The organism is Mesorhizobium sp. M2D.F.Ca.ET.226.01.1.1 (genome assembly GCF_004022705.2).
Lineage (GTDB): Bacteria > Pseudomonadota > Alphaproteobacteria > Rhizobiales > Rhizobiaceae > Mesorhizobium.
The window spans coordinates 255999-278290 of record NZ_RZOY02000007.1; the positions used below are offsets into that span (position 1 = coordinate 255999).

The following is a 22292-nucleotide window of genomic DNA, read 5'->3' on the forward strand; positions in this document are numbered from 1 at the left end:
TCCATTTCGTTTGATTGAACATCACTCCAGGCGCATAGTCAACTCGATCGATGCAGGCTGCTGCCAAAAGCAGCCATCAAACGACCCTGACACAGTCCTGCAATCGACATGAAATGAAGCTGAAACAGACCTGACCTAACGCAATGCCGGGCGCCTCCCTGCCCGCATAGAGGAGAAAGAAAATGTCTATCCTGTCGTCCATCGGTCGGCTTGCGACCGAATTCAGCGCGGCCCGGGCCCGCTACCAGACCGAACGCGCCATCCATGCGCTGCCGATCGAACTGCAGAAGGATATCGGCTGGCCTGAAGCGGCCGACGTCAAGACCAGCTCGCGCCACGGTGTCGGAACCTGGGCCGGAGCGAAGTAATCACGTGTGTATGGAATTCTGAAGGCCTGCCGCGTCAGCTCGGCAGGCCTTTTGTTTTTATAGCTTTTTTGTTTGCATTCAAACGACCTTTCCAGCCATGCGGCCGCTGCATGACGCATATGAACCACTCGCATAGCGGGTTAATTTTCAGGTCAAACCACTGTAAATAATAAAAAATTTTATGCAGCCTGCTCAAAAACGTCGCAAATCATGTCGCTTTTCATATCAAGCGCTTCGTTTTTGCGATTTAGTTTTTGCTGAAGCGAGCCTATATCGGCGTCAGCAAAAAACGAGCTGCCCCACTCCTTAAGCGAAGGCGACCCGTCTGAGCAACCAAATGGAGATGATGATGAAGCTCTTTGCCCGCCTGTTTGCCCGCCGCGAAATGAACCTGACGACCGCTCTGGAGCGTCAGCGCCTCGCCAAGACCATGCCCGGCCAGACCGGCGCCGTGGCCGCTGCCCGTCTCGGCTTCGTTGCCTGAGACGATCCAGCACCAAGCTGAGTTCAACGCCGCCCGGCTCCGCCGAGGCGGCGTTTTTATTCGGTGCAGCCACTTACCGCCAGCGCATCGACGCGCAGCGGTTGCACGCATTGCCCATTTGCGACCCATGTCGCAAATATAATCTTCGTTTAGCCGCCTACCCGATTGACAGGAATGGTTTTTCCTGATGACGCTATGCTGTTCGCGACATCCTGTTCGCGTCATGGCTGCGTGAGGTTTCCCGTGAATGCCGTAAAGCATCCGGTCACAAGATCGTTTGTGTTCTTCCTCGTCCCTGATTTCACCATGATCGCTTTCGCGACGGCGCTCGACCCCCTGCGTTCGGCAAACCGGATGCTAGGATACGAGGCCTACCGGTGGCGCCTGGCCAGCATCGACGGCAAGCCGGTGCGCGCCTCGAACGGCGTCGAATGCGCCGTCAACACCTCGCTGGAGGAAGAACGCAAGAAGATGGCCGGGCCGGACCGGCCGAACATGGCCATCGTCTGCAGCGGCATCAATGTCGAGCGCTACCATAACAAATCGGCCTTCGCCTGGCTGCGCGAGGAGTATAATCGCGGCGTCGCCGTAGGCGGCCTTTGCACCGGCGCGCATATCCTGGCCGCCGCCGGCCTGTTGTCCAACAAGCGCTGCGCCATCCACTGGGAGAACCTGCCGGGCTTCTCCGAGGCGTTCCCGAAAGCCAACGTCTTTGCCGACCTCTTCGAGGTCGATCAGAACGTCTACACCTGCGCAGGCGGCACCGCCGCGCTCGACATGATGCTGAAGCTGATCGGCGACGATTTCGATGAGAGCTTGGTCAACCGCGTCTGCGAGCAGGTGCTGACCGACCGCGTGCGCAGCCCGACCGACCGCCAGCGCCTGCCGTTGCGCGCCCGCCTCGGCGTCCAGAACTCCAAGGTGCTCACCATCATCGAACTGATGGAGGCCAATCTGTCCGAGCCGCTGTCGCTGATCGAGATCGCCGACCATGTCGATCTCTCCCGCCGGCAGATCGAGCGCCTGTTTCGCACCGAGATGGGCCGCTCGCCTGCGCGCTACTATCTGGAGATCCGGCTCGACCGCGCCAGGCACCTGCTCATCCAGTCGTCGATGCCGGTGGTCGAGGTGGCCGTCGCCTGCGGCTTCGTCTCCGCCTCGCATTTCTCCAAATGCTACCGCGAGCTCTATGCCCGCTCGCCGCAGCAGGAGCGCGTCGACCGCAAGCAGCTGCTGGCGGCTTAAGCAGGCAGCAAACGCAGCCGTCTAAGCTGGCTGCGTCTGCGCTGTCCGCATCGCCTCGATACGGATGTCTTCGGTGAGCTGCGCCTTGAGCTCCGAGAATTCCGGGCTCGTCTTCAGCGTGTAGTGTCGCGGATGCGGCAGGTCGACCGGCACGTCCGATTTGATACGTCCAGGCCGGGCACTCATCACGATCACCCGCGACGCCATGAAGATCGCCTCTTCAATGTCGTGGGTGACGAACAGCACCGTCTTCTTGCGCCGCTCCCAAATGCCGAGCAGCAATTCCTGCATCAGCCCGCGCGTCTGGTTGTCCAGCGCACCGAACGGCTCATCGAGCAAAAGGATCGCGGGATCGTTGGCCAAGGCGCGGGCGATCGCGGTACGCTGCTGCATGCCGCCCGAAAGCTGCTTCGGCCAATGGTTCTCGAAACCTTTGAGGCCGACCAGATCGACATAGGAGGCGACGATCTCGTTGCGCTCGCGCTCGGGCCTGCCTTGCTCGCGCAGGCCAAAGCCGATGTTTTCGGCGACCGTCAGCCAGGGAAACAGCGTGTAGGACTGAAACACCATGCCGCGATCCGGTCCCGGCCTTGTGACCGCCTTGCCATCGAGCAGAACGCGACCCGTGCTTGGCGCCTCCAATCCCGCGACGATCCTGAGCAATGTTGACTTGCCGCAGCCGGACGGGCCGAGAATGGTGATGAAATCATTGGCCGCGACGGCAAGATCGACCGGCTGCAGCGCCTGCACCGGTTGACCGCCCCTAACTCCGGCAAAGGTCCGCGAAACGCCTTCGATCAGCAGCTTGCTCACGCCAGGCTCCATGGAAAAAGCCAGCGGTTGAGCGCCTTGAAGGCGAAGTCGGACAGAAGCCCGATCAGCCCGATGACGATAATGCCGAAGATGATCTGCCCGGTCGCCAGCCGCGACTGGCTGTTGATGATCATGTAGCCGATGCCCGACGATGAGCCGATCAGCTCGGCGACGATGACGTAGGTCCACGCCCAGCCGAGCACCAGCCGCAGCGTCTCGGCGATCTCCGGCGCATTGGCCGGCATGATGACGCGCTTGACGATGCCGTTGTCGGTCGCCCCCAGTGTATAGGCGGCTTCGACCAGGTCGCGGCGCGTAGCGCCGACCTTGACCGCAACGATCAGGATGATCTGGAACACCGAGCCGACGAAGATCACCAGGAGCTTTTCAAATTCGCCTATGCCGGCCCACAGGATGAGCAGCGGGATGAAGGCGGATGCCGGCAGATAGCGCGCAAAGGACACAAACGGCTCGAGGAAGGCTTCGACCGGCTTCCAGGCACCCATGGCGATGCCGATCGGGACCGCCACGATCGAAGCCAGCGCGAAGCCGCCGAAGACCCGCCAGATGGTGATCAATATGTCGAGCCAGAATCGATCCTCGGTGAGCAGCCGCCAGCCGTCCTTCAGCATCGACAGCGGATCGGCGAGGAAGATACGGTTCACATGGCCGCCGAGCGTGATCCATGCCCAGAACACCACGAACAGTATGAAGAAGGCGATGCCGAGCACGGTTCGCGTGCCCGGCTGAACGGGGTGCAAGGGACGCAGCATCAGGCCCTGTCCTTAAAGCATGTCTCCCGAAAGTGGGAACCCGTTTCGGGTAAAGACATGCGCAAAGTCAAAGCTAAAGCGCGAGGAGCGTATCCGGAGGATCGCGGCGCGCTTTAGAGAAAAGGGATCGGCGGCCTGACGCCGCCGATCGGGTGATGCGCGATCAGTTGGCCACCGCGCTGGTATCGGCAAGCGTCGTCACATCCGGGACTTCCTTGATCAGCCCCATCTGCAACAAAAGCTCGGCCGCCGTCTTGGAGAAATCCTGGAACTCCTTGGTGAAGAACTGCTTGTTCTCTTCTCTGTCGGCCCATTTCAGGTACTTGGCCGAATCCTCGAACTCCTTGGCCGACTGCTTCACGTCGGCGCCCATGATCTCATAGGATTTATGCGGATCCTTCTTGATCAGCTCGAGCGCGTCGAAATAGCTGTCGGCGAGCGCCTTTGCTGCATCGGGATTGGCCTTGAGGAAGTCCGGCGTGCAGCCGACGGTGTCCAGCACCATCGGGTAGTCGAGCGTGGTCGCCAGGATATGGCCCTGGTCGGCCTTGTCGCGCACCGCCGAAATGAACGGCTCGTAGGTCACGGCGGCATCGTTCTGGCCGGCCAGGAAGGCCTGCGCCGCCGCGTCCGGCTCCAGATTGACGACGGTGACGTCCTTGGTCGACATGCCGTTCTTGTTGAGCACCCAGGCGAGCAGGAAATAGGGCGACGTTCCAGGTGCCGATGAGGCGACGTTCTTGCCCTTGAGGTCGGCGACGGACTTGATGTCGTTGCGCACGACAATGCCGTCAGCGCCGTAGGACTTGTCGAGCTGGAAGATCTGCTTGGTGGTAACGCCGCTGGCGTTCCACACCATCCAGGTTTCGACCGTGGTCGCCGCGCATTGCAGGTCGCCGCTGGCGATCGCCAGCGGGCGACTCGCCTGCGGCACTTTCTTCAGCGTGACGTTGAGCCCATGCTTTTCGAAAAGCCCGGCCTGCTTGGCCAAAGTCAGCGGCGCGAAGCCGGTCCAGCCGCTGATGCCGATGGTGAGCGAAGTAGCGGCCATCGCCGGCGCGCCGAGCACGGCGGCCGCCGTCAGCGCTGCCGCGAAAATGGTGGTTCTTTTCATCGTTGGTTCCCGTGTTTTTTGGTGGAGCACAATTGTCTCACAGACGCCAAAAGGCTTGTCAATGAAGCGACGTTTCAACGAAATGTCATCCTGATCGCGTGTAAGGTCATGCCGGATTCTCTATCCGTCAAGGCACGCCCCAGCCGCGGTTGCGCCACATCTTCTCGCCGGCAAGGCAGTCGGTGGCCGGCTTGTCGTCAGCGAGCAAGACCGGCACATGCGCGGCCTCTTCCGCCGCCCAATGCGGCGAAGCGGGGCCGGCGAGCTCGAGCACCAGCTTGCGGCGGATCGCTTCGGGGAACTGCGTCCAGTCATTGACCGGGATCATGAAGGCGCCCGGCCCGCCGATGACGCAGTCGCTGTAATAGCGGTCGAGATTGTCGACGTCGAAAGCGCCGCCGATCCCACCCCGGGTCATCAGCGGCAGCCCGTTGATGGTGATGCCTTGCTTGACCACCCCGTCGCGCGTGAGGTTGACGGGCGCGCCCTGGTTGTTGGGCCCGTCGCCCGAAACGTCGATAACGCGCTTGGTGCTCTCAAAACCACTCTCGGCGAACAGGTCGCTGCCGAAGATCAGCGCCCCGGAGATCGAGGTACGCCGGGCGCTGTCCGGCGGCTTGGCGTCGAGCTGCGCGACGAATCCCTCGGCGTCGGCGCGGTTGGCGATCACCGTCCACGGCACGATGACGCGCTGCCAGGTCGTGCCCGCCCATTCGACATAGGTGACGGCGATCTTGCCATAGGCGCCGTCAGCGATGGCTTTCAGCACATTGTCATGCGTCAGTGCCGCCGCGAAGCCGTGGCGCTGGATTTCCAGCTCGGCCGGCGACATCGAAAGCGAAACATCGACCGCCAGCACCAGTTCGACATCGACGGGTTCGGCGGGAGACGCTGCTGGTGTCAGCCAAAGCGCCAGCGTCAGGGCGGCGCTGCCTTGGACGATATGCCTTGCGCGGGCATAAGCGGACATGGCGGAAGGTTAAGCGAAAATCGCCGCGCGCAAAAGCCGGCACTTCCGAGCCTTGTTTTCCGCCGGCGCGGGACGTCAAAAATACCGCGCCAGGTTCGAACGGATGCGTTCCAGCACGGTATCGCCGGAAAGGTCGGGCACGAATTTCGCGCCGGTGATCGCTTCATAGGCCTGGATATAGACCGCCGAGGCCTGGTTGATGATCTCGTCGGGAATCTGGGGGATGGGGTCCTTGTAGGGATCGCACCGCGCCGACACCCAGGAGCGGACGAAATCCTTGTCGAAACTCTGCGGCCGCCCGCCGCTTGCGAAAGCCTCGTCGTAACTCGCCGCGATCCAATAGCGGCTGCTGTCGGGCGTGTGGATTTCGTCCGCCAGCACGATGGTGCCGTCCGACGCGGTGCCGAATTCATATTTGGTGTCGGCCAGGATCAAGCCGCGTTCGGCGGCGCGCTGCTGGCCGCGGGCGAACAGCTGCTGCGCATAGCGTGATACGGTGTCCCACTGCGCCTGCGTGAGAAGCCCCTGGCCGATGATCTCGGCTTCCGACAGCGGCTCGTCATGGCCGCCATGGGCAGCCTTGCTGGTCGGCGTGATGATTGCTTGCGGCAGTCTTTCATTGTCGCGGAGCCCGTCGGGAAAGCTGTGGCCGTAGAAGCTCCGTTCGCCTTTCCGGTATTTGGTCAGGATCGAGGTGCTGGTGGTCCCCGCCAGATAGCCGCGCACGACCATTTCGACGGGCAGCATGTCGAGCCGCGTGCCGAGGACGACATTGGGGTCGGGATATTCCAGCACGTGGTTGGGACAGATGTCGGCGGTCTCCTCGAACCAGTAGCGTGCCGTCTGAGTGAGCACCTCGCCCTTGAACGGGATCGAGGCCAGGATGATGTCGAACGCGCTCAGGCGATCCGTGGCGATGATGATGCGGCGCCCGTCCGGCAGATCGTAATTTTCGCGCACCTTGCCGTGATAGTGATTGGGAAGCTCAGGAATGAAGGCGTCGGAGAGGATGCGCATGGGGCGTGTTGCTTTCGCGGGCTTCTGATCGGGCCACATAAGCCGCTGGCCTCGCGCACATCAAGCCAAGCGTGATGGCCTTCCAAAAGAAGGCCGAGCTTCAGTTGCCGGAGTTGCGCCGATCTCAGCTCCTCGGCTTGAGGTTCTCCGGGTCGTAGAGCGGCTTGTAGCCGACGCCGGCCACCTCGACCGGATAGGTCTCGCCGAAATACTCGACCTGCAGCTTGCGGCCTTCTTGGGCATAGGCCCAGGGCAGATAGGCGAGCGCGATGTTCTTGCCGATCGTCGGGCCGTAGGCGACCGAAGTGGTGAAGGAGCGGCGGCCGAGCTCGTCGACCAGTGTCTCGCCGCTCGCCGGGTCCATCACCGGCATGGTCCCGACCGGATAGCGGGCGACGCCCTTGGAATCGATGTTGTCGGTCATCACCAGCGTGCACAGCATCGCCGGCTGGTTCGCGCGGGCGCGATATTCCAGATGCTTGGCCTTGCCGCAGAAGTCGTTCTCCTTGACCTTCGGACGGGCAAGGTCGGCCTCGAGCAGATTGTACTCGGTGAGCAGATCGGCGTTCTGCAGGCGCAGGCTCTTTTCCATGCGGCGCGTGTTGGCATAAGTCTCGACGCCGAACGGCATCACGCCGGTGGAGCGCAGCGCGTCCCAAACGGCAAGGCCGTCCTCGTAGCGCATATGCAGTTCCCAGCCCTGCTCGCCGACATAGGAGATGCGGAAGGCCATCACATCCTTGCCGCCGATCCGGATCGGCTTGATCGCGGCGAAGGGGAAATTCTCCGGCGTCAGCCCGTTGGGATCCTCGACCACCTTCTGCAGGGTCGTGCGGGCGTTCGGTCCCCAGATGCCGATGGTGACGTATTTTTCGGTCACGTCGGTGACTGTGACGTCGAAGCCTTTGTCTTGCGCGGTGCGCTGCATGTAGCGGAAGTCGCGCGGGCCAGCGTCGGCGCCGTCGATCACCCGGCAGCGATCGGGCATGCGGATGACGGTGAAGTCGGCGCGCACCATGCCTTCCTCGTCGAGGAAGTGGGTGTAGATGCCCTTGCCGATATTGTTGTCGCCGCCGATCTTGGCGGCGCACAGCCACTCCAGCAGCTCGACATGGTCGGGGCCTTCGACGTCATACATTGAGAAATGCGACAGGTTCACGATGCCGCAATCCTCGCTCATCGCCAGGTGCTCGGCATTGGAGACGCGCCAGAAATGGCGGTTGTCCCACTCATTCTCGCGCACCGGCACGCGGTTGCCATACTTCTCCAGCAGATGCTCGTTGGCGGCATAGCCATGGGCGCGCTCCCAGCCGCCCAGTTCCATGAAATAGCCGCCGAGCTCCTTCTCGCGCTCCCAGAAGGGCGAGCGGCGGATGTTGCGGCCCTTGGAGAACGGCTCGCGCGGATGCACCGCCGGATTGTAAACCTTCATCGCCGTCTCGGTGCAGCGATCCCAGATGAACTGTTCCTGAGTCTGGTGCGGGTAGAAGCGTGAATAGTCAATGGCGTGATGGTCGATCGAGGTACGGCCGTCGGTCATCCAGTCTGCGATCAGCTTGCCCATGCCCGGGCCGTCCTTGACCCAGATGGCGACGGCATACCACAGGCCCCTCACCTTTTGGCTTTCGCCCATCGACGGGCCGCCATCCGTGGTCACCTGCAAGAGGCCGTTGAAGGAATGGCCTTCATTGTAGCCGAGTTCGCCGAGGATCGGCGTCAGTTCCATGGCGCGCTCCAGCGGCGCCATGATCTGCTCCATGTCGAGATCGCGCTGCGAGGGCGAAAGCCGCGCCTCATGCTTTTCGAGCAGATCGCGCGGGTGGCACAGGCGCGGATTGTTCTCCTCGTAGTAGCCCCATTCGATCTGGCCGCCCTCCGCGGTCTTTGGATCGCCGGTGTCGCGCATATAGGCCGAGTTGCCCTGGTCGCGCAGCAGCGGCCAGCCGATCTCCTTGCCGGTGCCGGCAAACTCGTTGTAGGGGCCGAAGAAGGTCAGCGGATGGTCGATCGGCATGACAGGCAGGTCTTCGCCGACCAGCGCCGCGGTGAGCCGGCCCCAGATGCCGGTACAGACCACGACATAGTCGGCCTCGATCGTGCCGCGCTCGGTCACCACGCCCTTGATGCGGCCGTTCTCGACGATCAGGTCCTTGGCCGAGGTGTTGGCGAAGGCCTGCAGCTTGCCGGAAGCGACACCTTGGTCGACCAGCTTACCGGCCACCGTCTGCGACCGCGGAATGACGAGGCCGGCATCCGGATCCCATAGGCCGCCCAGCACCATGTGCTCCTCGATCAGCGGGAACCTTTCCTTGATCTCGGCCGGCTCGATCAGACGCGCGCGGGTGCCGAAGGATTTGGCCGAGGCGATCTTGCGCTTGATCTCGTCCATGCGGGCATCGTCGCCGACGCGGGCCACTTCCAGACCGCCGATGCGGGCGTAGTGGCCCATCTTCTCATAGAAATCGATGGAGTAGAGCGTCGTCCAGCACGAGAGGAAATCGTGGCTGGTCGTGTAGCAGAAATCCGAGGCGTGCGCCGTCGAGCCGATGTCGGTCGGGATGCCCGACTTGTCGATGCCGACAATGTCGTCCCAGCCGCGCTCGATCAGGTGATGCGCGACCGAGGCGCCAACTATACCGCCCAGGCCGACGATGACGACCTTCGCCTTTTTCGGAAACTCTGCCATTGCCCGCGACTCCAAAGGGATAGACGGGCGCGTTTGCGCCCCTTCGAATGGCGCACAATATGCAGAGGACGCGGATCGGGCTACCGCCTGTTTGCGACACGTCGCAGGTACGCCGCGACCCCGCGTCCGGACTTGGCTCGGAATGGAATTCTGTTCAGGCGAAGGCCCAGATGTCCTCGGCCTGGAAGCCGACCTGGTAACCGGCGGTCTTGAGCTTGACCACAACCTGGCCGATCTCGGCGGCAGGCAGCGCGCCGACCTCTATCTTGATCATGCCGGGGCGGTAGCGCTCGAGGTCGAGCTGCTCGAATACCATCCAGTCGGCGCCTTCGCAGTCGACCAGGAAAGCGTCGATATGGCTGATGCCGTTGCGGTCGAGCAGCGTCTGCAAGGTCTCCGACGGCACCTCGATGTCCTTCAGGTGCGGCGCGAACTTGTTGAAGTTGGCGTCCGCCTCGCCCCAGGCGTTCTTGCCCGACATCAGATTGGTGTCGGTCACCGAGGAGCAGCCGATGAACTCGATCGGCAGCGTGCCGGATTCGAGGGCCGCGGCATCGAAGGTATGGACGGTGATAGTGCCCTTGGTTTTGGTCACCGCCACCGGCTCGATGACGAAGCGCGTCGTATCCGGATAATTGGCCCGCAGCCGCTTCTGGTTATAGGGGATCGGCTCGACCAGCATGGCGCGAGCCCCGGGGATCCGGTGCAGCCACGGCGTCACGTCGTCAAACAGCGCGCCGTCGCAGGCGCCGACATTGACCATCTGGAACGGCCGGCCGCCGAAGCGCGCTTTGAGCGCAGCCTTCGCAAGGAATTTCGTGCCGTGCAGCGCCGGTCCGCGATCGAGCAGGCCGGCCGGCAGACCGAGCGACAGAAGAATGCGCGCTAGGCTGGACAGCGAGCTCATGACTTGTCTCCGGGAATGGCCTGCAGCGCCGTGCGATGCCCGCCAGGGCTCGCCGCTGCCCACAGTAACATCAGCGGCGCGGCGAGCAGCAGGAAGGATGGCAGGAGATTGGGGAAGTAGATGCGGGTGTCGTGGATCGGGAATACGGTGAACTTCGCCAGCACGCCAAGGACCAGCGCCGCAAGCAAAATGCCGGCGCGGCGGTCGAGCCGGAAGCCGGCGCGGTTCAAACCGAACCAGCCGGCCAGTGCCAGGACCGAGACACCGACCCAGCTGTTGATGGTGACGGCGCGAACCACCGAGGCGGCAAAGGCCTTGAGATAGGCCGTCATCGAGAACGGCGGTTCGAACCCGTCCATATTGTAATGCTGCTCGATGCTGGAGAACCACAGATGCGGCCACCAGCCCGGGTGTTGCGCCCAGTGCGAGATGGCGAAATAGGCGACAAAGGAAGCAACGAAACCGGCCAGTGCACCCCATGCCTTCTCACGGAAAGCGACGAGCAGCACGGCGAAGATGGCGAGGAAAACGATGTTGTCGGGCCTGGCCATGAAGGCCAGGAAGAGCAGGACCGCCGTCGCCGCCTCGCCCTTGCGCACATAGGCGAAGAGCCCGCCGATGAACAGCGCCGAGCATAGCAGATCAGGCGTAGAGGCCCGCGCCGCATCGCCGAAATCGGCCATGATCAGGATAGCGCCGACGACCGGCGCCAGCGCCAGCGCGCCTTCCGCGCGCAGCCAGGCGAGCGTGATGGCGCCGAACAACAGCACCGAGAAGACCTGAACCAGCCGCATCGCCTCCACAGGCGAGACGACGTGACTCAGGCTGGACAGGATCTCCGCATAGAGGAACTTGATCCGGTACATGCCGAGCAGTGAATGGAAGTCGGTGGCATTCTCCGCCATGTGGCTGCGGAAGCCACCGCCATCGTCGGTCAATGTCTTGTAGTCGCTGGCCGACACGCCAGCCTTGACCGCATTGTAGGCATAATCATGCAGCCCCTGCGGATCGGGATACGCGCCCTCCTCGGCGGTCGCCAGATAGGGCAGCATGTCCCAGTTGGCCTCGGGCATGAACCAGGCGGTCGCGGCTATCAGCAGGATATAGAGCGAGAAGGCGACCGCCCCGATCGATGCCGCCCATTTCGCGTAAGTCCCCTCACCCCACGCCAGGCCGGCGCCGGTCAACCGTTCCAGCGGATCAGTCGGAGCGGACGGCCTGGTCAGCATCCGCTATTTACCGACCTGGCTTTTCACGAAATCCTTCACGATCGCCACGATGCCGCGCGACAACAGGCTGTCGAAGGCATCGACGAAGCGGTCGACATGCTCGCGCTGGCAGATCAGCGGCGGCTCGAGCCGGATGACGTTGCGGTTGTATTCGGTGAAGGCGACGAGCACGTCGTAGTCGCGCAAGAGCAGCGACCCCGCGAAGCCCGAAAGCGAGCCCTTCAGCTTGTCGTCGAGCACGCTCACCACCGGTCTGAGCACCATCGGCAGGGTCTGCGAAAAATCGTGGAACTCGAGCCCGATCATGAAACCCTTGCCGCGCACGTCCTTGATGATCTTGGGGTATTTTTCCTTGAGCGCCTTGAGGCGCTGCAGAAGGTACTCGCCGGTCGAAGCGGCGTTGTCGATCAGCCCCTCGTCATAGAGGACATTGATGCCCTCGATCGCGGTGACGCAGGCCTCGCCCATGCCGCCGAAGGTCGCCATGGCGTGGATCATCGCCGTCTTCGGCGTGCCATAGGCCTTCATATAGACGTCGCGCCTGGCGATCATGGCGCCGACCGCCGCTTTGCCGGCTCCCAGCGATTTCGCCAGCGCCGTCACATCCGGCACCACGCCGTAATGCTCGAAGGCGTAGAAGCGGCCCGAGCGGCCATAGCCGCATTGCACCTCGTCGGCCACCCACAGAACGCCATAGCGGTCGCAAAGTGCGCGCAGCTTCTGCCAATATTCGGCGGGCGCCTGGATGATGCCGCCGCCGCCCTGGATGGTTTCGAGCACAATGACGCCGATCTCCGGATCGCTCCTAAACAGCCGCTCGACGGCGTCGATGTCGGCGAAAGGCACGCGCACGACATTGTCTGCCACCTTGAAGTCGGCGCGGTAGAGCTGGCCGTCGGTGATCGCGAGCACGCCCTTGGTCTTGCCGTGGAAGGAATTCTCCGCATAGACGACCTTAGGCCGCTTCGGACCCGCCGCGCGCTCGGCGAGCTTCACCGCCGCTTCCATGGCTTCCGAACCGGAGGATCCCAAAAACACCATGTCGAGGTCGCCCGGCGAGCATTTGGCGATGTTGTGCGCGAGCGCCGCCGCATATTGCGACATGAAGGCGATCGCGATCTCCTGGCGCTTCTCCTCCTGGAATTTCTTGCGGGCGTCCAGGATGCGCGGATGGTTGTGGCCGAAGGCCAGCGAACCGAAGCCGCCGAAGAAGTCGAGGATCTTGCGGCCGTTCTGGTCGATATAGAACATGCCCTCGGCGCGTTCGATCTTGACCTTGTGGAAGCCGAGCAGCTTCATGAAATGCAGCTGTCCGGGATTGAGATGCGTCTTGAACAGGTCGGTGATGCGGGCGACGTCCATCGCCTTGGCCTGCTCGACGCTGATCAGGTCGGGCTTGGCGATCGAAGCGGGCGACAGTGCCGGCGCTTCGACCAGCGTGCGCGCGCCTGTCTGTTCCGGCTTGGCCATGACAGTCATCTGAAAATCTCCCCTTCGACGCCTATTCGGCAGGCACGTGCTTGGTGGCGACGGCGTGGCCGTCCTTCTTGGCGCGGTATTCGCTATAGGCGGCGATCAGCATGTCCTCGTCGCGATATTGCGGCACCCAGCCGAGCTGGCGCTCGGCCTTGGACACGTCGAGCACGCATTCCTCGTCGGCGATCAGATATTGCTCCGGGTCCATGATCGGCATGTTGAGCAAATCGAGCAGGTCGAGCGTGCGCTTGACCGCCCAGCCGGGTGTCGGCAGCAGGATCGACTTCGAGCCGGCATGGCGGATGAGATCGCCCAGCAGCTTTTTCACCGGCGGCGGATTGAGCGAGCCGAGATTGTAGGCCTCGTTCGGCACGCCTGCCTTCCAGGCAGCGCGGGCGGCTTCGGCGCAGTCGAACACCGAGATGAACTGATAGGGATTCCGGCCCGAGCCGATCATCGGCACCGGCAGGTTCCAGTCGATCAGCTTGAACAGTTTTTCCAGGATGCCGAGGCGGCCGGGGCCGATGATCAGGCGCGGTCGGAACAGCGAGATCGACATGCCGCGCTTGCGCCATTCGGCGGCGAGTTCCTCGGTCTTCAGCTTCGACAGCCCGTATTCGCCAAGCGGCGAGACCGGATGGTCCTCGGTCATCGGCAGGACCACCGTGTGGCCGTAGATCATGTCGGTCGTGTAGTGGACGAGCCGCTGCGCACCGGCCTTGTCCATCGCCTGGATGATGTTCTCGGTGCCGTGGAAATTCACCGGGAAGAAGAAATCGTGCCGCTTGGCGCGCACCTGGATCGGCGACAGCATCTTGGCCGATAGGTTATAGACCATGTCGTCGGACTTGAGCCCGACAGCCGCGACCGAGGCCGGATCGGTGACGTCGCAGGTGATGAAGCGCACCGAGCGGTAATGCGGCAAGTCGCTCTTGGCGATATCGGCGACGACGACGTCCTCGCCATCGGCCACGAGCTTGGGGGCAAGGTGACGGCCGACGAAGCCGTCGCCGCCGAAAATCACATGTCTCATCGAACGATCTCGCTTGTGCCGATCTTGCGGGGAGTGATGGAAGCGGTCTGCTCCTCATGTCCGCGCCCGCCCATTTCTCTGCCACTCTGGGCGATCAGGATCGTGCCGACGCAGATGCAGGCGATGCCGGCGATGCGCCAGCCGTTGAGGTCCTCGCGGAAGACGAAATAGGCAAAGATCGCCACGGCGACATAAGCCAGGCTGAGGAAGGGATAGGCGAAGCTGAGCTCGACCTTGGACAGCACGTAGAGATGCGACGCCATCGAGATGACGAAGGTGCACAGGCCAAGGAACACCCAGGGGCTGAACACGATCTGCAAAAGCTTGACGAGCGGATTGACGCCTTCGAATGAGATCGGTCCCATCGACATCATGCCCTGCTTCAGCATCAGCTGTGCCGCCGCATTGGTCATGACCGTGAAGAGAATGAAGATTATGTATTTCATTGTTGCCACCCCGCCCTTGAGCGGTCCTATTACAAACCCGCAAATTTTTCGTGAAGTCGCGACAGTGTTTTGAGTGAACCAGTATTTAACACTTCGTCCACCGTGATTTACTCAAATTTTATCATTCCGCGGCCTCGACACTCCCTTGTCCGATATCCAGTTTCATGGCCGTCCTCGCCCAGAAGCTCGACATAAAAGCCGGATCGCGCAGCGCCTCCAGCCGCTGCCATTGCGGAAATGACGCGGCGAATGTCTCAGCCCCCATCCGCGCGTCCTTGTAGGGATTGATCGCCCCGCCCGCCTCGACTGTGATGCGATCGAGCTCGGCGAGCAGCCGCAACGTCCTTTCGCCCCGGTTGGGGAAATCGAGCGTCAGCGTGTAGCCAGGGCGCGGGAACGAGAGCTGCGCCGGCGAGCGGACGTCGCCGAAGCGCTTGAGCACGGTCAGGAACGATCCCTGCCCCGCCCGCCGCGCCGCCTCGAGCAGCGCAGACACGATGCGGCGCGCATTGGCCGACGGCACCACGCTCTGATGCTGAAAAAGCCCGCGCGGCCCGTAGAGCCGGTTCCAGTCGCGAACGCCGTCGAGCGGAAAGAAGAAGCCTTGATACCCCGCCTGGCGCGGAACCGGGGACTTGCCCTTTTTCCAACGGTAGGCCGCGTTGAAGACAGTGAGGAACGGCCGGTTCAGAACGTTGAACGGCGGCTGCACCGGCACCGAAAGCCGGCTGCCGGCATTCGCGGCTGCGTGCGAGCCATGCTCGGCATGATTGCCGGTGAACAGAAGTCCTCGCCCGCGCCCATGGCCGCCGGCAAGCTGGTCGATCCAGGCGACGGCATATTCGTTGTCCTGGTCGGCGGCCTCGGCGAGATCGAAGAATTCTCCGAGATCGCGAAACCGCGCGGCGCTTTCTATAATGTCGAGCGACGGCACCCGCATCAGCTTGATCGATGCCGACAGGATCAGTCCCGTCAGCCCCATGCCGCCGATCGTTGCGTTGAACAGGCGGAGATTGTCGGCCTGCGAGCAGCGATAGGTTCGGCCGTCGGACCGAAGCAGCGTCAGGGCCTCGACATGGTTGCCGAAGGTGCCGCGTCGATGATGGTTCTTGCCGTGCACATCGTTGGCGATCGCGCCGCCCAGCGTCACGAATTGGGTGCCCGGGACCACAGCCGGAAAGAAGCCATAGGGCGCGGCGTGAGCGATGATGTCGCAAAGCAGCGTGCCGGCCTCCGCTTCGATCACGCCGGTCTCGGCGTTGAAGGAACGGATGCGATTGAGCGGCCGCATGTCGACCACCATGCCGGCATCGTTCTGGCAGCTGTCGCCATAGGAGCGTCCATTGCCGTAGCCGAGCAGCGATCCGGCTTTCGCTTCGCCGCGCTTAAGCAGGGCGATCGCCTCATCCGCTGGGATCGCCTTGCGCGCCGGCGGCGTCGCCCGTCCGAAGCTGCCGAAGCGCTTGGCGTCCATCACCAGCCTCCGGCGACGAGGAAGACCGCGCCGATGGCGACGACGATCTGGCTGCGCCAGTCGCGGATGATGAAGACGACCGGATCATCATGCATCTCGTCGCGCCGGGCGAGGATCCAGACGCGCATCGTGAGATAGAGCACGATCGGGGCCAGCGGCCATATCAGCCAGGGATGCGGGTAGAGCTCGCGCACCGCCGGGCTGTCCATATAAAGCGCCAGCACCAGCGCCGAGGAGAAGGCCGACGCCATGCCGGCCTGTGCGACAATTTCCTGGTCCTCGGTGCGGTAGCCGCGACCGGCGATGCGCTCGCCCGGCGGAATGGCCGTGGTTCGCAATTCGACGAAGCGCTTCACCAGCGCCAGCGAAAGGAAGAAGAAGATCGAGAAAGCGAGCAGCCAGAAGGAGACATCGACGCCGGTGGCGGCCGCGCCTGCCAGCACCCGGATCGTGTAGAGGCCGGCAAGCGTCAGCACATCGACCAGGAGCATGCGCTTGAACGACAGCGAATAGGCGGTGGTGACCGCCATGTAGCCGGCAAGCACGCCCAGGAATTCGATCGGAAGGAAAAGGCTCGCGGCGATGCCGATCGCGAGCAGCACGGCGATCGCGCCGATCCCGAACGGGATCGACAACGCGCCGCTGGCGAAGGGCCGGCTGCGCTTGGTCGGATGCTTGCGGTCGAGCGCGAGGTCGAAGAAATCGTTGAGGATGTAGATGGCGGACGCCACGGCGCTGAAGGACAGGAATGCCAGCAGGCACTCCCAGATCATGTTCGGATTGAAATATTCGTGCGAGAGCACCATCGGCACGGCGATCAGCGCGTTCTTCAGCCACTGATGCATGCGCAGCATCTTGACGTAGGTCCTCAGCGTCGGCTTCGGCGCCGGCACGGCCTCGGCCTGATGCGCCGCCTGCCAGTGCCGCGCGCTGCGGTCGGGCGCCACCACCAGCGCGTTGCGCGCGGCGTCGAATACTTTGAGGTCATGGCGGCTGTTGCCGGCATAATCGAAGCCCGCATCGCCATAGGCGGCGACAAGCGCTGCGCACTTACGGCCCGAGGTCATGTTGTGCGGGCCGTCGGTCGCCAGCACGTGATCGAAAATGCCGAGATGCGCCGCGATCGCTTCCGCGAACTTGCGCGGCGTTCCCGTTGCCAGAACGAGCTGGCGCCCTTCGCGATGATCGTTCTGCAATCGCTCGAGCAGGTCCTGGCGATAGGGCAGCGAGGCCGGATCTATGTCGACGCGCCTGGCGATCTCCTGCTTCAGCCGCGCCGGGCCGCCGGTCAGCCAGAGCGGCAGCATAAAGAGATAGAGCGGATTCTTCTTGAGGAGGATGAACAGGCCTTCCCACAGAAGGTCGGTTGCAATCAGCGTGCCGTCGAGATCGACCGCAAGCGGAATTGCGTTCCTGTCCGACCTCGCGTCCATTGCCCTGCCCCGATCAAGCGCAGGATCCTGAAACTCCGATCTCGGAAAGGACCACGCGCCAATTCAACCCACGCCCTGTGCCGGCGTCCTCTGGTTGGATATAGCGGGAGATGACGCAGCGAACGTTAAAACGCCCGGTTGCAGCGCATTGTCATACCGGTTTTTCGGCGTCATCGTTAAGCGACGCCTACCCGAAACGATAAAAGGCCGGACATCGGTCCGGCCTTGGCCAATCCTGCAACGCCAACTCGTGGCGAGGCTTACTTGATACGGGCCGCGCCGCCCGAAATTTCGACCGTTTCCGAACCGGTCAGGGCTTCGAGGTCGCCATTGGGCAGGGTGACGAAGCAGCCGTTCGGGCAGAACTCCACCGTCTCGCCTGCACCGAGCGTCAGCTCGCTCTTGGCGCCGCCCTCGGTCACGACCAACGTCCGCGTCTGAGAGTCCTTATTGATCGCGCTGGCGGCGAAAGCCGAACCGCCCAGTGCCAGCAAAGCGATGGCGGCAACGACAGACTTCCACATTTCAATTCCGGTGTTTCACACACCGCCTCTGTTCAAATTTGCAAGGCATTCTCGCCCTTTGCATCGAAGCTTATATGAGATGTTACCTGAACCGCAACTGAATGCCGCATTCATGCCACAATCGGTTTCGGCAGCGGAGACAACACCGCAAAAGGTGTTCGGGTCAGGCCGAGTCGGAGTCGAACACGGGCGCGAAGCGACCAAACAAGGTGGGTTCCGAGAACCGGAGCGGAGAGTACTTAAAGTACGTGAGCACCGGAAGCGGAGGAAACCGCCATTTGCAGGCCGGCCCCACCCGAATGTCGATGCACCTTAGCTGGGATCGGGCTTCCGCCCCTTGCGCTTCATCTTGGCCAGCCGCTCCCGCTCGGCCGCGGCTTCCTCCTCCAGCCTCTGGCGCTCGGCGAATTCGGCCTCGATCTTGTCGTCGTCGATCGGCCAGGCTTCGTGCTTCTTGGTCTCGACCACGGCGCGCGGTGTCGATGGGATCTCGATCTGCTCCCCCTCGAAGATATCGAAGATGGCGAAGCGGATATCGTTCTGCACGACGCTGCTGTTCATGATGTCGGCCACGAACACACGGACTTCGAACTCGAGCGCGGCAGGCCCGAAATTGGCGAAGAGAATGAACGGCTCGGGATTCTTCAGCACCATCGGATGGGCGCGCGCAATGTTGGTCAACAAGGCATGGACGCGCTTGACGTCGCTGCCATAGGCGACGCCGACTTTGATGTCGACGCGCCCGAGCTTGTTGCGGTGCGTCCAGTTGCCGACCGCATTGTTGATGAGGTTCGAGTTGGGCAGTATCACCGACTGCCGCTGGAAGGTCTCGATCTCGGTGGCGCGCACGCTGATCTTCCTGACCGTGCCGCTGACGTCGCCGGCGACGATCCAGTCGCCGACCTTGAAAGGCCGCTCGGCAAGCAGAATCAGGCCCGAAACAAAATTCGACACGACATTCTGCAGGCCGAAGCCGATGCCCAGCGAAAGCGCGCCGGCGACCAGCGCCAGGTTGGAAAGATCGATGCCGGCCGCCGAGATACCGACCAGGCCGGCAATCGCCACGCCGGCATAGCCGACACCGAGCCGGATCGAATTGCGCACGCCGGGATCGACCTTGCCGCGCGCCATCACCGAACCGTCCAGCCAGCCCTGGAACCAGCGCGTCAGGAAATAGCCGATGACGAAGACGACGATGCCGCTGAGGATGCCGAGGAAGGAGATGGTCACCGAGCCGATGGTGACACCGGTCGCAAGCTTGTAGGCCCAGGCCTCGATATCGCCCGGCTGAAAACCCCACATCAGAAGGATCAGCGGCAGGAACACCAGCACGATCATCAGGTTGATGGCGATGCTGACCACCAGGCCGAGTTGGTCGAGGGCGGTATCCTCGTAGCTGGACTTTTCCGAAAGCCAGCGCCCGACCGAAGTGTCGGCGAAGCCGCCCTCCTCGCCGATCGCGCGCGCCGACAGGAAGCCGATATAGGCCGTCACCAGCGCGGTGCCGGTGACCACGACCTGGAACGAGACGAAAAGCGCCACGCCGATATAGCCGAGCAGCGCCGCGGCGATGGTGAACAGGCCGAGCCCGATGGCGATGAAGCGAAGCCAGGCCGGCCACGGGCGCCATGAACCGTCGGCCGCCCTGAACGGCCGCAGCAACCCCATCAGGATCAGGATGACGCCGACGATGATGGTGGCGACGAAACTCCTGGCGATCGTCAGCGAAAGCGGCGACCCCATCTTCTCGTTGACCACCGACAGGAAGTAGTTGAGGCCCAATACGATGGCCATTGCCGTTGCCAGACCAACGAGCCAGCGCGCCGGACCGGTCGCAATCGGGATCAGGCGCCAGTTGGGCAGGCGTGGCTCGAGCGCCGCATTGGTCAGCCGGTTGACGCAGAAGACCGTGCCGATCACGGTCAGCAAGGCGTTGAGGAACGTGCCGATATCGCCACGCAACACGGTGTAGTAGTTGAAGAAGAACACGGCCGAGGCGAAGAAGGCGCCAAGCGCCGCGGTCGGCAGCAATGTCGACCAAAAGGCGACGGAAAGCCGGCTGAGATAGGATGGCTCTTCAACGGTTGGATCGGGCTCGAAGATGCGGCCGAACAGGCGCCTGCCGCCGATGAAAAGCACCGCCGCCAGCACTAGCGCCATGAACGTCGCGGCAAGAATTGCCTGGAACTTGAACTTGAGCGCGAAGCTCAGCCAGGACGACACCGCCTTATAGAGGGCCGTGAACTGCTCATGCGCGTCGGAAAACGCCTGCGGGCTCAGCGCTTCGGTCAGGTCATAATGTTTGGTGATGACACTGCGAAAAAGCTCGCTGCGCATGACCGCGATCTTGTCGACCAGCCCGTTGACGCGGATCGACAGGTTTTGCGCGCTGGCAACGACCGCGTTGATCTCGGCCTTCTCCGCGGTAAGCGCGCCGCGTTCGTTGCTCACGATCGCCGGCTCGGGTGGCTGCCCTTGCGCCGGCGGCGGTCCGAGCACTTGGATGCGGTTGTTGATGTCGTTGAGGCGTTGCCGGAATGCGAGCGCGCTGGTCAGCGCCGCGCGCGAAATATCCTCGAGTTGCAGCCGGATGTCGACCAGCCCCGCATCGTCCTGGTCGGGGTCGCTCAGTTTCTTCTCCAGGCCGTCGGTCTTGGTCGTCAGGTCCTGGATGACCTTGGTCTGGTCGGCGATGAGTTGCGACGAACCATGGCCGATCGCCTGCGCCGACGCTTCGAGCGCCGGCTGCCCGAAGACGGCGACGATGACGACCAGAACCAGGCGTAGCAGGCGCAAGAACATGAGTTTGCTGACGACTCGCAGCCGAAAATCCTCGAAATTCCCGCCCTTGATAAAGACCGGCCTATCAAGCGGCAAGCCGTCCCGATCGTGCCGGTGAAAGTCGGCCTGTCGAAAAGCGATGGCGCAATCTTGGCTTTGCGCTTCCCGCCTGCTCTATAGTCTGCCGCCTCGCATCATAAGGACGATAGTTAGAATGGCGGAATATTCAGCCTTTTCGCTGCTCAAGAACGCGCTGACGGGCAACAAGGATTGGAAACCCGCCTGGCGCAAGCCGGACCCCAAGGCTTCCTATGATGTCATCGTCATCGGCGGCGGCGGCCACGGCCTTTCGACCGCCTATTACCTTGCCAAGGAACATGGCATCACCAATGTCGCGGTGCTGGAAAAGGGCTGGCTGGGCTCCGGAAATGTCGGCCGCAACACCACGGCGGTGCGCTCCAACTATCTCCTGCCGCAGAACACCCGCTTCTACGAACATTCGATGAAGCTGTGGGAGAACCTTTCGCACGACCTCAACTACAACGTCATGTTCTCGCAGCGCGGCTGCCTCAATCTCGCGCACACGCCCGCCCAGCTCGACGACTACGCAAGGCGCGGCAACGCCATGCGCCATCTCGGCGTCGATGCCGAACTGATGAGCGTCGATCAGATCAAGCGGCTCGTGCCGGCGCTCGACGTCTCGGGATCGGCGCGCTTCCCGGTTCTCGGCGGGCTGATGCAGCGGCGCGCCGGCAGCGCCCGCCACGACGCCGTCGCCTGGGGCTATGCGCGCGGCGCCGACCGGCGCGGCGTCGACATCATCGAGAACTGCGAGGTCACCGGCTTCCTGCGCGACGGCGGCCGCATCACCGGCGTTTCGACGACGCGCGGCGAGATCCGTGCCAGGAAGGTCGCGCTGGCGGTTGCCGGCAGCACCGGCCGCGTCATGCAGCTTGCCGGTATCTCGCATATGCCGATCGAGAGCCACGTGCTGCAGGCCTTCGTCTCGGAATCGCTGAAGCCGATCATCGACACCATCCTGACCTTCGGCATGGGCCACTTCTACATTTCCCAATCCGACAAGGGCGGCCTCGTCTATGGCGGCGACCTCGACGGCTACAACAGCTACGCCCAGCGCGGCAGCCTGCCGATCGTCGACGAGGTGATGAGCGAGATGCTGGCGCTGTTCCCGGGTCTCGCCCGGGTGCGCATGCTGCGCTCCTGGGGCGGGCTGTGCGACATGACGATGGACGGCTCGCCGATCATCACCACCGGCCCGCTGCCGGGCATGTATCTCAATTGCGGCTGGTGCTATGGCGGCTTCAAGGCAACGCCCGCCTCGGGCTGGTGCTTCGCCTACACCATCGCCAAGGACGAGCCGCACGAGTTCAACGCGCCCTTCACGCTCGACCGCTTCTACCGCGGCCTCGTCATCGACGACAAAGGCCAGGGCGCGACGCCGCGGCTGCACTAGGGAACCATGATCCAAAAAAGTGGAAGCCGGTTTTTGGAAAAGATC

General features: G+C 62.9%; 19 protein-coding genes. 4 read left to right on the forward strand and 15 right to left on the reverse strand.

The window, feature by feature from the left end; translation table 11 throughout:
* Nucleotides 1-182 precede the first annotated feature (182 nt).
* The 3 genes from EN869_RS18400 to EN869_RS18410 all read left to right on the forward strand — a co-directional run bounded on the left by EN869_RS18400 (nucleotide 183) and on the right by EN869_RS18410 (nucleotide 2097).
* Entirely contained in the window at nucleotides 183-368 is a 186-nt protein-coding gene (locus tag EN869_RS18400) for a hypothetical protein (protein WP_127227011.1), read from the forward strand.
* 349 nt (nucleotides 369-717) lie between these two features.
* Nucleotides 718-852, forward strand: coding sequence for a hypothetical protein (locus tag EN869_RS35510; RefSeq protein WP_108702985.1), 135 nt, complete (start codon nucleotides 718-720; stop codon nucleotides 850-852).
* Nucleotides 853-1158: 306 nt separating this feature from the next.
* A complete protein-coding gene (locus EN869_RS18410; RefSeq protein ID WP_254633786.1) occupies nucleotides 1159-2097 on the forward strand; it encodes a GlxA family transcriptional regulator in 939 nt (312 codons plus the stop codon).
* A gap of 21 nt (nucleotides 2098-2118) precedes the next feature.
* Here EN869_RS18410 and EN869_RS18415 read toward each other — a convergent pair whose 3' ends face one another.
* The 15 genes from EN869_RS18415 to EN869_RS18485 all read right to left on the reverse strand — a co-directional run bounded on the left by EN869_RS18415 (nucleotide 2119) and on the right by EN869_RS18485 (nucleotide 20794).
* Nucleotides 2119-2910, reverse strand: coding sequence for an ABC transporter ATP-binding protein (locus EN869_RS18415; protein ID WP_127227009.1), 792 nt, complete (start codon nucleotides 2908-2910; stop codon nucleotides 2119-2121).
* Nucleotides 2907-3680 carry an ABC transporter permease gene (locus EN869_RS18420; RefSeq protein WP_127227242.1) on the reverse strand — a complete coding sequence of 258 codons (774 nt, stop codon included), beginning with the start codon at nucleotides 3678-3680 and terminating at the stop codon, nucleotides 2907-2909. The genes EN869_RS18415 and EN869_RS18420 overlap by 4 nt, the downstream gene beginning before the upstream one ends.
* 166 nt (nucleotides 3681-3846) lie before the next feature.
* Nucleotides 3847-4797: an ABC transporter substrate-binding protein gene (locus EN869_RS18425; RefSeq protein WP_127227008.1), complete on the reverse strand. Its 951-nt coding sequence runs from the start codon at nucleotides 4795-4797 to the stop codon at nucleotides 3847-3849.
* A gap of 127 nt (nucleotides 4798-4924) precedes the next feature.
* Nucleotides 4925-5767 (reverse strand): DUF1194 domain-containing protein, encoded by an 843-nt coding sequence (locus EN869_RS18430; RefSeq protein WP_127227007.1) that lies wholly within the window; start codon nucleotides 5765-5767, stop codon nucleotides 4925-4927.
* A gap of 75 nt (nucleotides 5768-5842) precedes the next feature.
* Nucleotides 5843-6784, reverse strand: a complete 942-nt coding sequence (locus EN869_RS18435) for a phosphoribosylaminoimidazolesuccinocarboxamide synthase (protein ID WP_127227006.1) — start codon at nucleotides 6782-6784, stop codon at nucleotides 5843-5845.
* 124 nt (nucleotides 6785-6908) lie between these two features.
* Nucleotides 6909-9470, reverse strand: a complete 2562-nt coding sequence (locus tag EN869_RS18440) for an FAD-dependent oxidoreductase (RefSeq protein WP_127227005.1) — start codon at nucleotides 9468-9470, stop codon at nucleotides 6909-6911.
* A 154-nt stretch (nucleotides 9471-9624) separates the two neighbouring features.
* Nucleotides 9625-10377, reverse strand: a complete 753-nt coding sequence (locus EN869_RS18445) for an FkbM family methyltransferase (RefSeq protein ID WP_127227004.1) — start codon at nucleotides 10375-10377, stop codon at nucleotides 9625-9627.
* Nucleotides 10374-11606: a hypothetical protein gene (locus tag EN869_RS18450; RefSeq protein ID WP_127227003.1), complete on the reverse strand. Its 1233-nt coding sequence runs from the start codon at nucleotides 11604-11606 to the stop codon at nucleotides 10374-10376. The genes EN869_RS18445 and EN869_RS18450 overlap by 4 nt, the downstream gene beginning before the upstream one ends.
* Nucleotides 11607-11609: 3 nt before the next feature.
* Nucleotides 11610-13076 carry an aspartate aminotransferase family protein gene (locus EN869_RS18455; RefSeq protein ID WP_189341213.1) on the reverse strand — a complete coding sequence of 489 codons (1467 nt, stop codon included), beginning with the start codon at nucleotides 13074-13076 and terminating at the stop codon, nucleotides 11610-11612.
* Nucleotides 13077-13107: 31 nt separating this feature from the next.
* The gene (locus EN869_RS18460) at nucleotides 13108-14115 is read right to left on the reverse strand and encodes an NAD(P)-dependent oxidoreductase (protein ID WP_127227001.1); all 1008 of its coding nucleotides are present in this window, start codon (nucleotides 14113-14115) and stop codon (nucleotides 13108-13110) included.
* Nucleotides 14112-14561: an EamA family transporter gene (locus EN869_RS18465; RefSeq protein ID WP_127227000.1), complete on the reverse strand. Its 450-nt coding sequence runs from the start codon at nucleotides 14559-14561 to the stop codon at nucleotides 14112-14114. Before EN869_RS18465 ends, EN869_RS18460 begins: the two co-directional genes overlap by 4 nt.
* Before the next feature lie 121 nt (nucleotides 14562-14682).
* Nucleotides 14683-16035 (reverse strand): FAD-binding oxidoreductase, encoded by a 1353-nt coding sequence (locus EN869_RS18470; RefSeq protein ID WP_127226999.1) that lies wholly within the window; start codon nucleotides 16033-16035, stop codon nucleotides 14683-14685.
* The gene (locus tag EN869_RS18475) at nucleotides 16035-17468 is read right to left on the reverse strand and encodes a UbiA family prenyltransferase (protein WP_127226998.1); all 1434 of its coding nucleotides are present in this window, start codon (nucleotides 17466-17468) and stop codon (nucleotides 16035-16037) included. The genes EN869_RS18470 and EN869_RS18475 overlap by 1 nt, the downstream gene beginning before the upstream one ends.
* A gap of 260 nt (nucleotides 17469-17728) precedes the next feature.
* Nucleotides 17729-17992: a hypothetical protein gene (locus EN869_RS18480; RefSeq protein WP_127226997.1), complete on the reverse strand. Its 264-nt coding sequence runs from the start codon at nucleotides 17990-17992 to the stop codon at nucleotides 17729-17731.
* 312 nt (nucleotides 17993-18304) lie between these two features.
* Nucleotides 18305-20794, reverse strand: a complete 2490-nt coding sequence (locus EN869_RS18485; protein ID WP_127226996.1) for a mechanosensitive ion channel family protein — start codon at nucleotides 20792-20794, stop codon at nucleotides 18305-18307.
* A 193-nt stretch (nucleotides 20795-20987) separates the two neighbouring features.
* Here EN869_RS18485 and EN869_RS18490 point away from each other — a divergent pair, with 193 nt between their 5' ends.
* Nucleotides 20988-22247 carry a sarcosine oxidase subunit beta gene (locus EN869_RS18490; protein WP_127226995.1) on the forward strand — a complete coding sequence of 420 codons (1260 nt, stop codon included), beginning with the start codon at nucleotides 20988-20990 and terminating at the stop codon, nucleotides 22245-22247.
* The last annotated feature ends 45 nt before the right edge of the window (nucleotides 22248-22292 follow it).

Coding starts and splice junctions, on each gene's coding strand:
- EN869_RS18400 (WP_127227011.1), top strand. CDS start 183: ATGTCTATCCTGTCGTCCATCGGTCGGCTTGCGACCGAATTCAGCGCG.
- EN869_RS35510 (WP_108702985.1), top strand. CDS start 718: ATGAAGCTCTTTGCCCGCCTGTTTGCCCGCCGCGAAATGAACCTGACG.
- EN869_RS18410 (WP_254633786.1), top strand. CDS start 1,159: ATGATCGCTTTCGCGACGGCGCTCGACCCCCTGCGTTCGGCAAACCGG.
- EN869_RS18425 (WP_127227008.1), bottom strand. CDS start 4,797: ATGAAAAGAACCACCATTTTCGCGGCAGCGCTGACGGCGGCCGCCGTG.
- EN869_RS18430 (WP_127227007.1), bottom strand. CDS start 5,767: ATGTCCGCTTATGCCCGCGCAAGGCATATCGTCCAAGGCAGCGCCGCC.
- EN869_RS18435 (WP_127227006.1), bottom strand. CDS start 6,784: ATGCGCATCCTCTCCGACGCCTTCATTCCTGAGCTTCCCAATCACTAT.
- EN869_RS18440 (WP_127227005.1), bottom strand. CDS start 9,470: ATGGCAGAGTTTCCGAAAAAGGCGAAGGTCGTCATCGTCGGCCTGGGC.
- EN869_RS18445 (WP_127227004.1), bottom strand. CDS start 10,377: ATGAGCTCGCTGTCCAGCCTAGCGCGCATTCTTCTGTCGCTCGGTCTG.
- EN869_RS18450 (WP_127227003.1), bottom strand. CDS start 11,606: ATGCTGACCAGGCCGTCCGCTCCGACTGATCCGCTGGAACGGTTGACC.
- EN869_RS18455 (WP_189341213.1), bottom strand. CDS start 13,076: ATGGCCAAGCCGGAACAGACAGGCGCGCGCACGCTGGTCGAAGCGCCG.
- EN869_RS18460 (WP_127227001.1), bottom strand. CDS start 14,115: ATGAGACATGTGATTTTCGGCGGCGACGGCTTCGTCGGCCGTCACCTT.
- EN869_RS18465 (WP_127227000.1), bottom strand. CDS start 14,561: ATGAAATACATAATCTTCATTCTCTTCACGGTCATGACCAATGCGGCG.
- EN869_RS18470 (WP_127226999.1), bottom strand. CDS start 16,035: ATGGACGCCAAGCGCTTCGGCAGCTTCGGACGGGCGACGCCGCCGGCG.
- EN869_RS18475 (WP_127226998.1), bottom strand. CDS start 17,468: ATGGACGCGAGGTCGGACAGGAACGCAATTCCGCTTGCGGTCGATCTC.
- EN869_RS18480 (WP_127226997.1), bottom strand. CDS start 17,992: ATGTGGAAGTCTGTCGTTGCCGCCATCGCTTTGCTGGCACTGGGCGGT.
- EN869_RS18485 (WP_127226996.1), bottom strand. CDS start 20,794: ATGTTCTTGCGCCTGCTACGCCTGGTTCTGGTCGTCATCGTCGCCGTC.
- EN869_RS18490 (WP_127226995.1), top strand. CDS start 20,988: ATGGCGGAATATTCAGCCTTTTCGCTGCTCAAGAACGCGCTGACGGGC.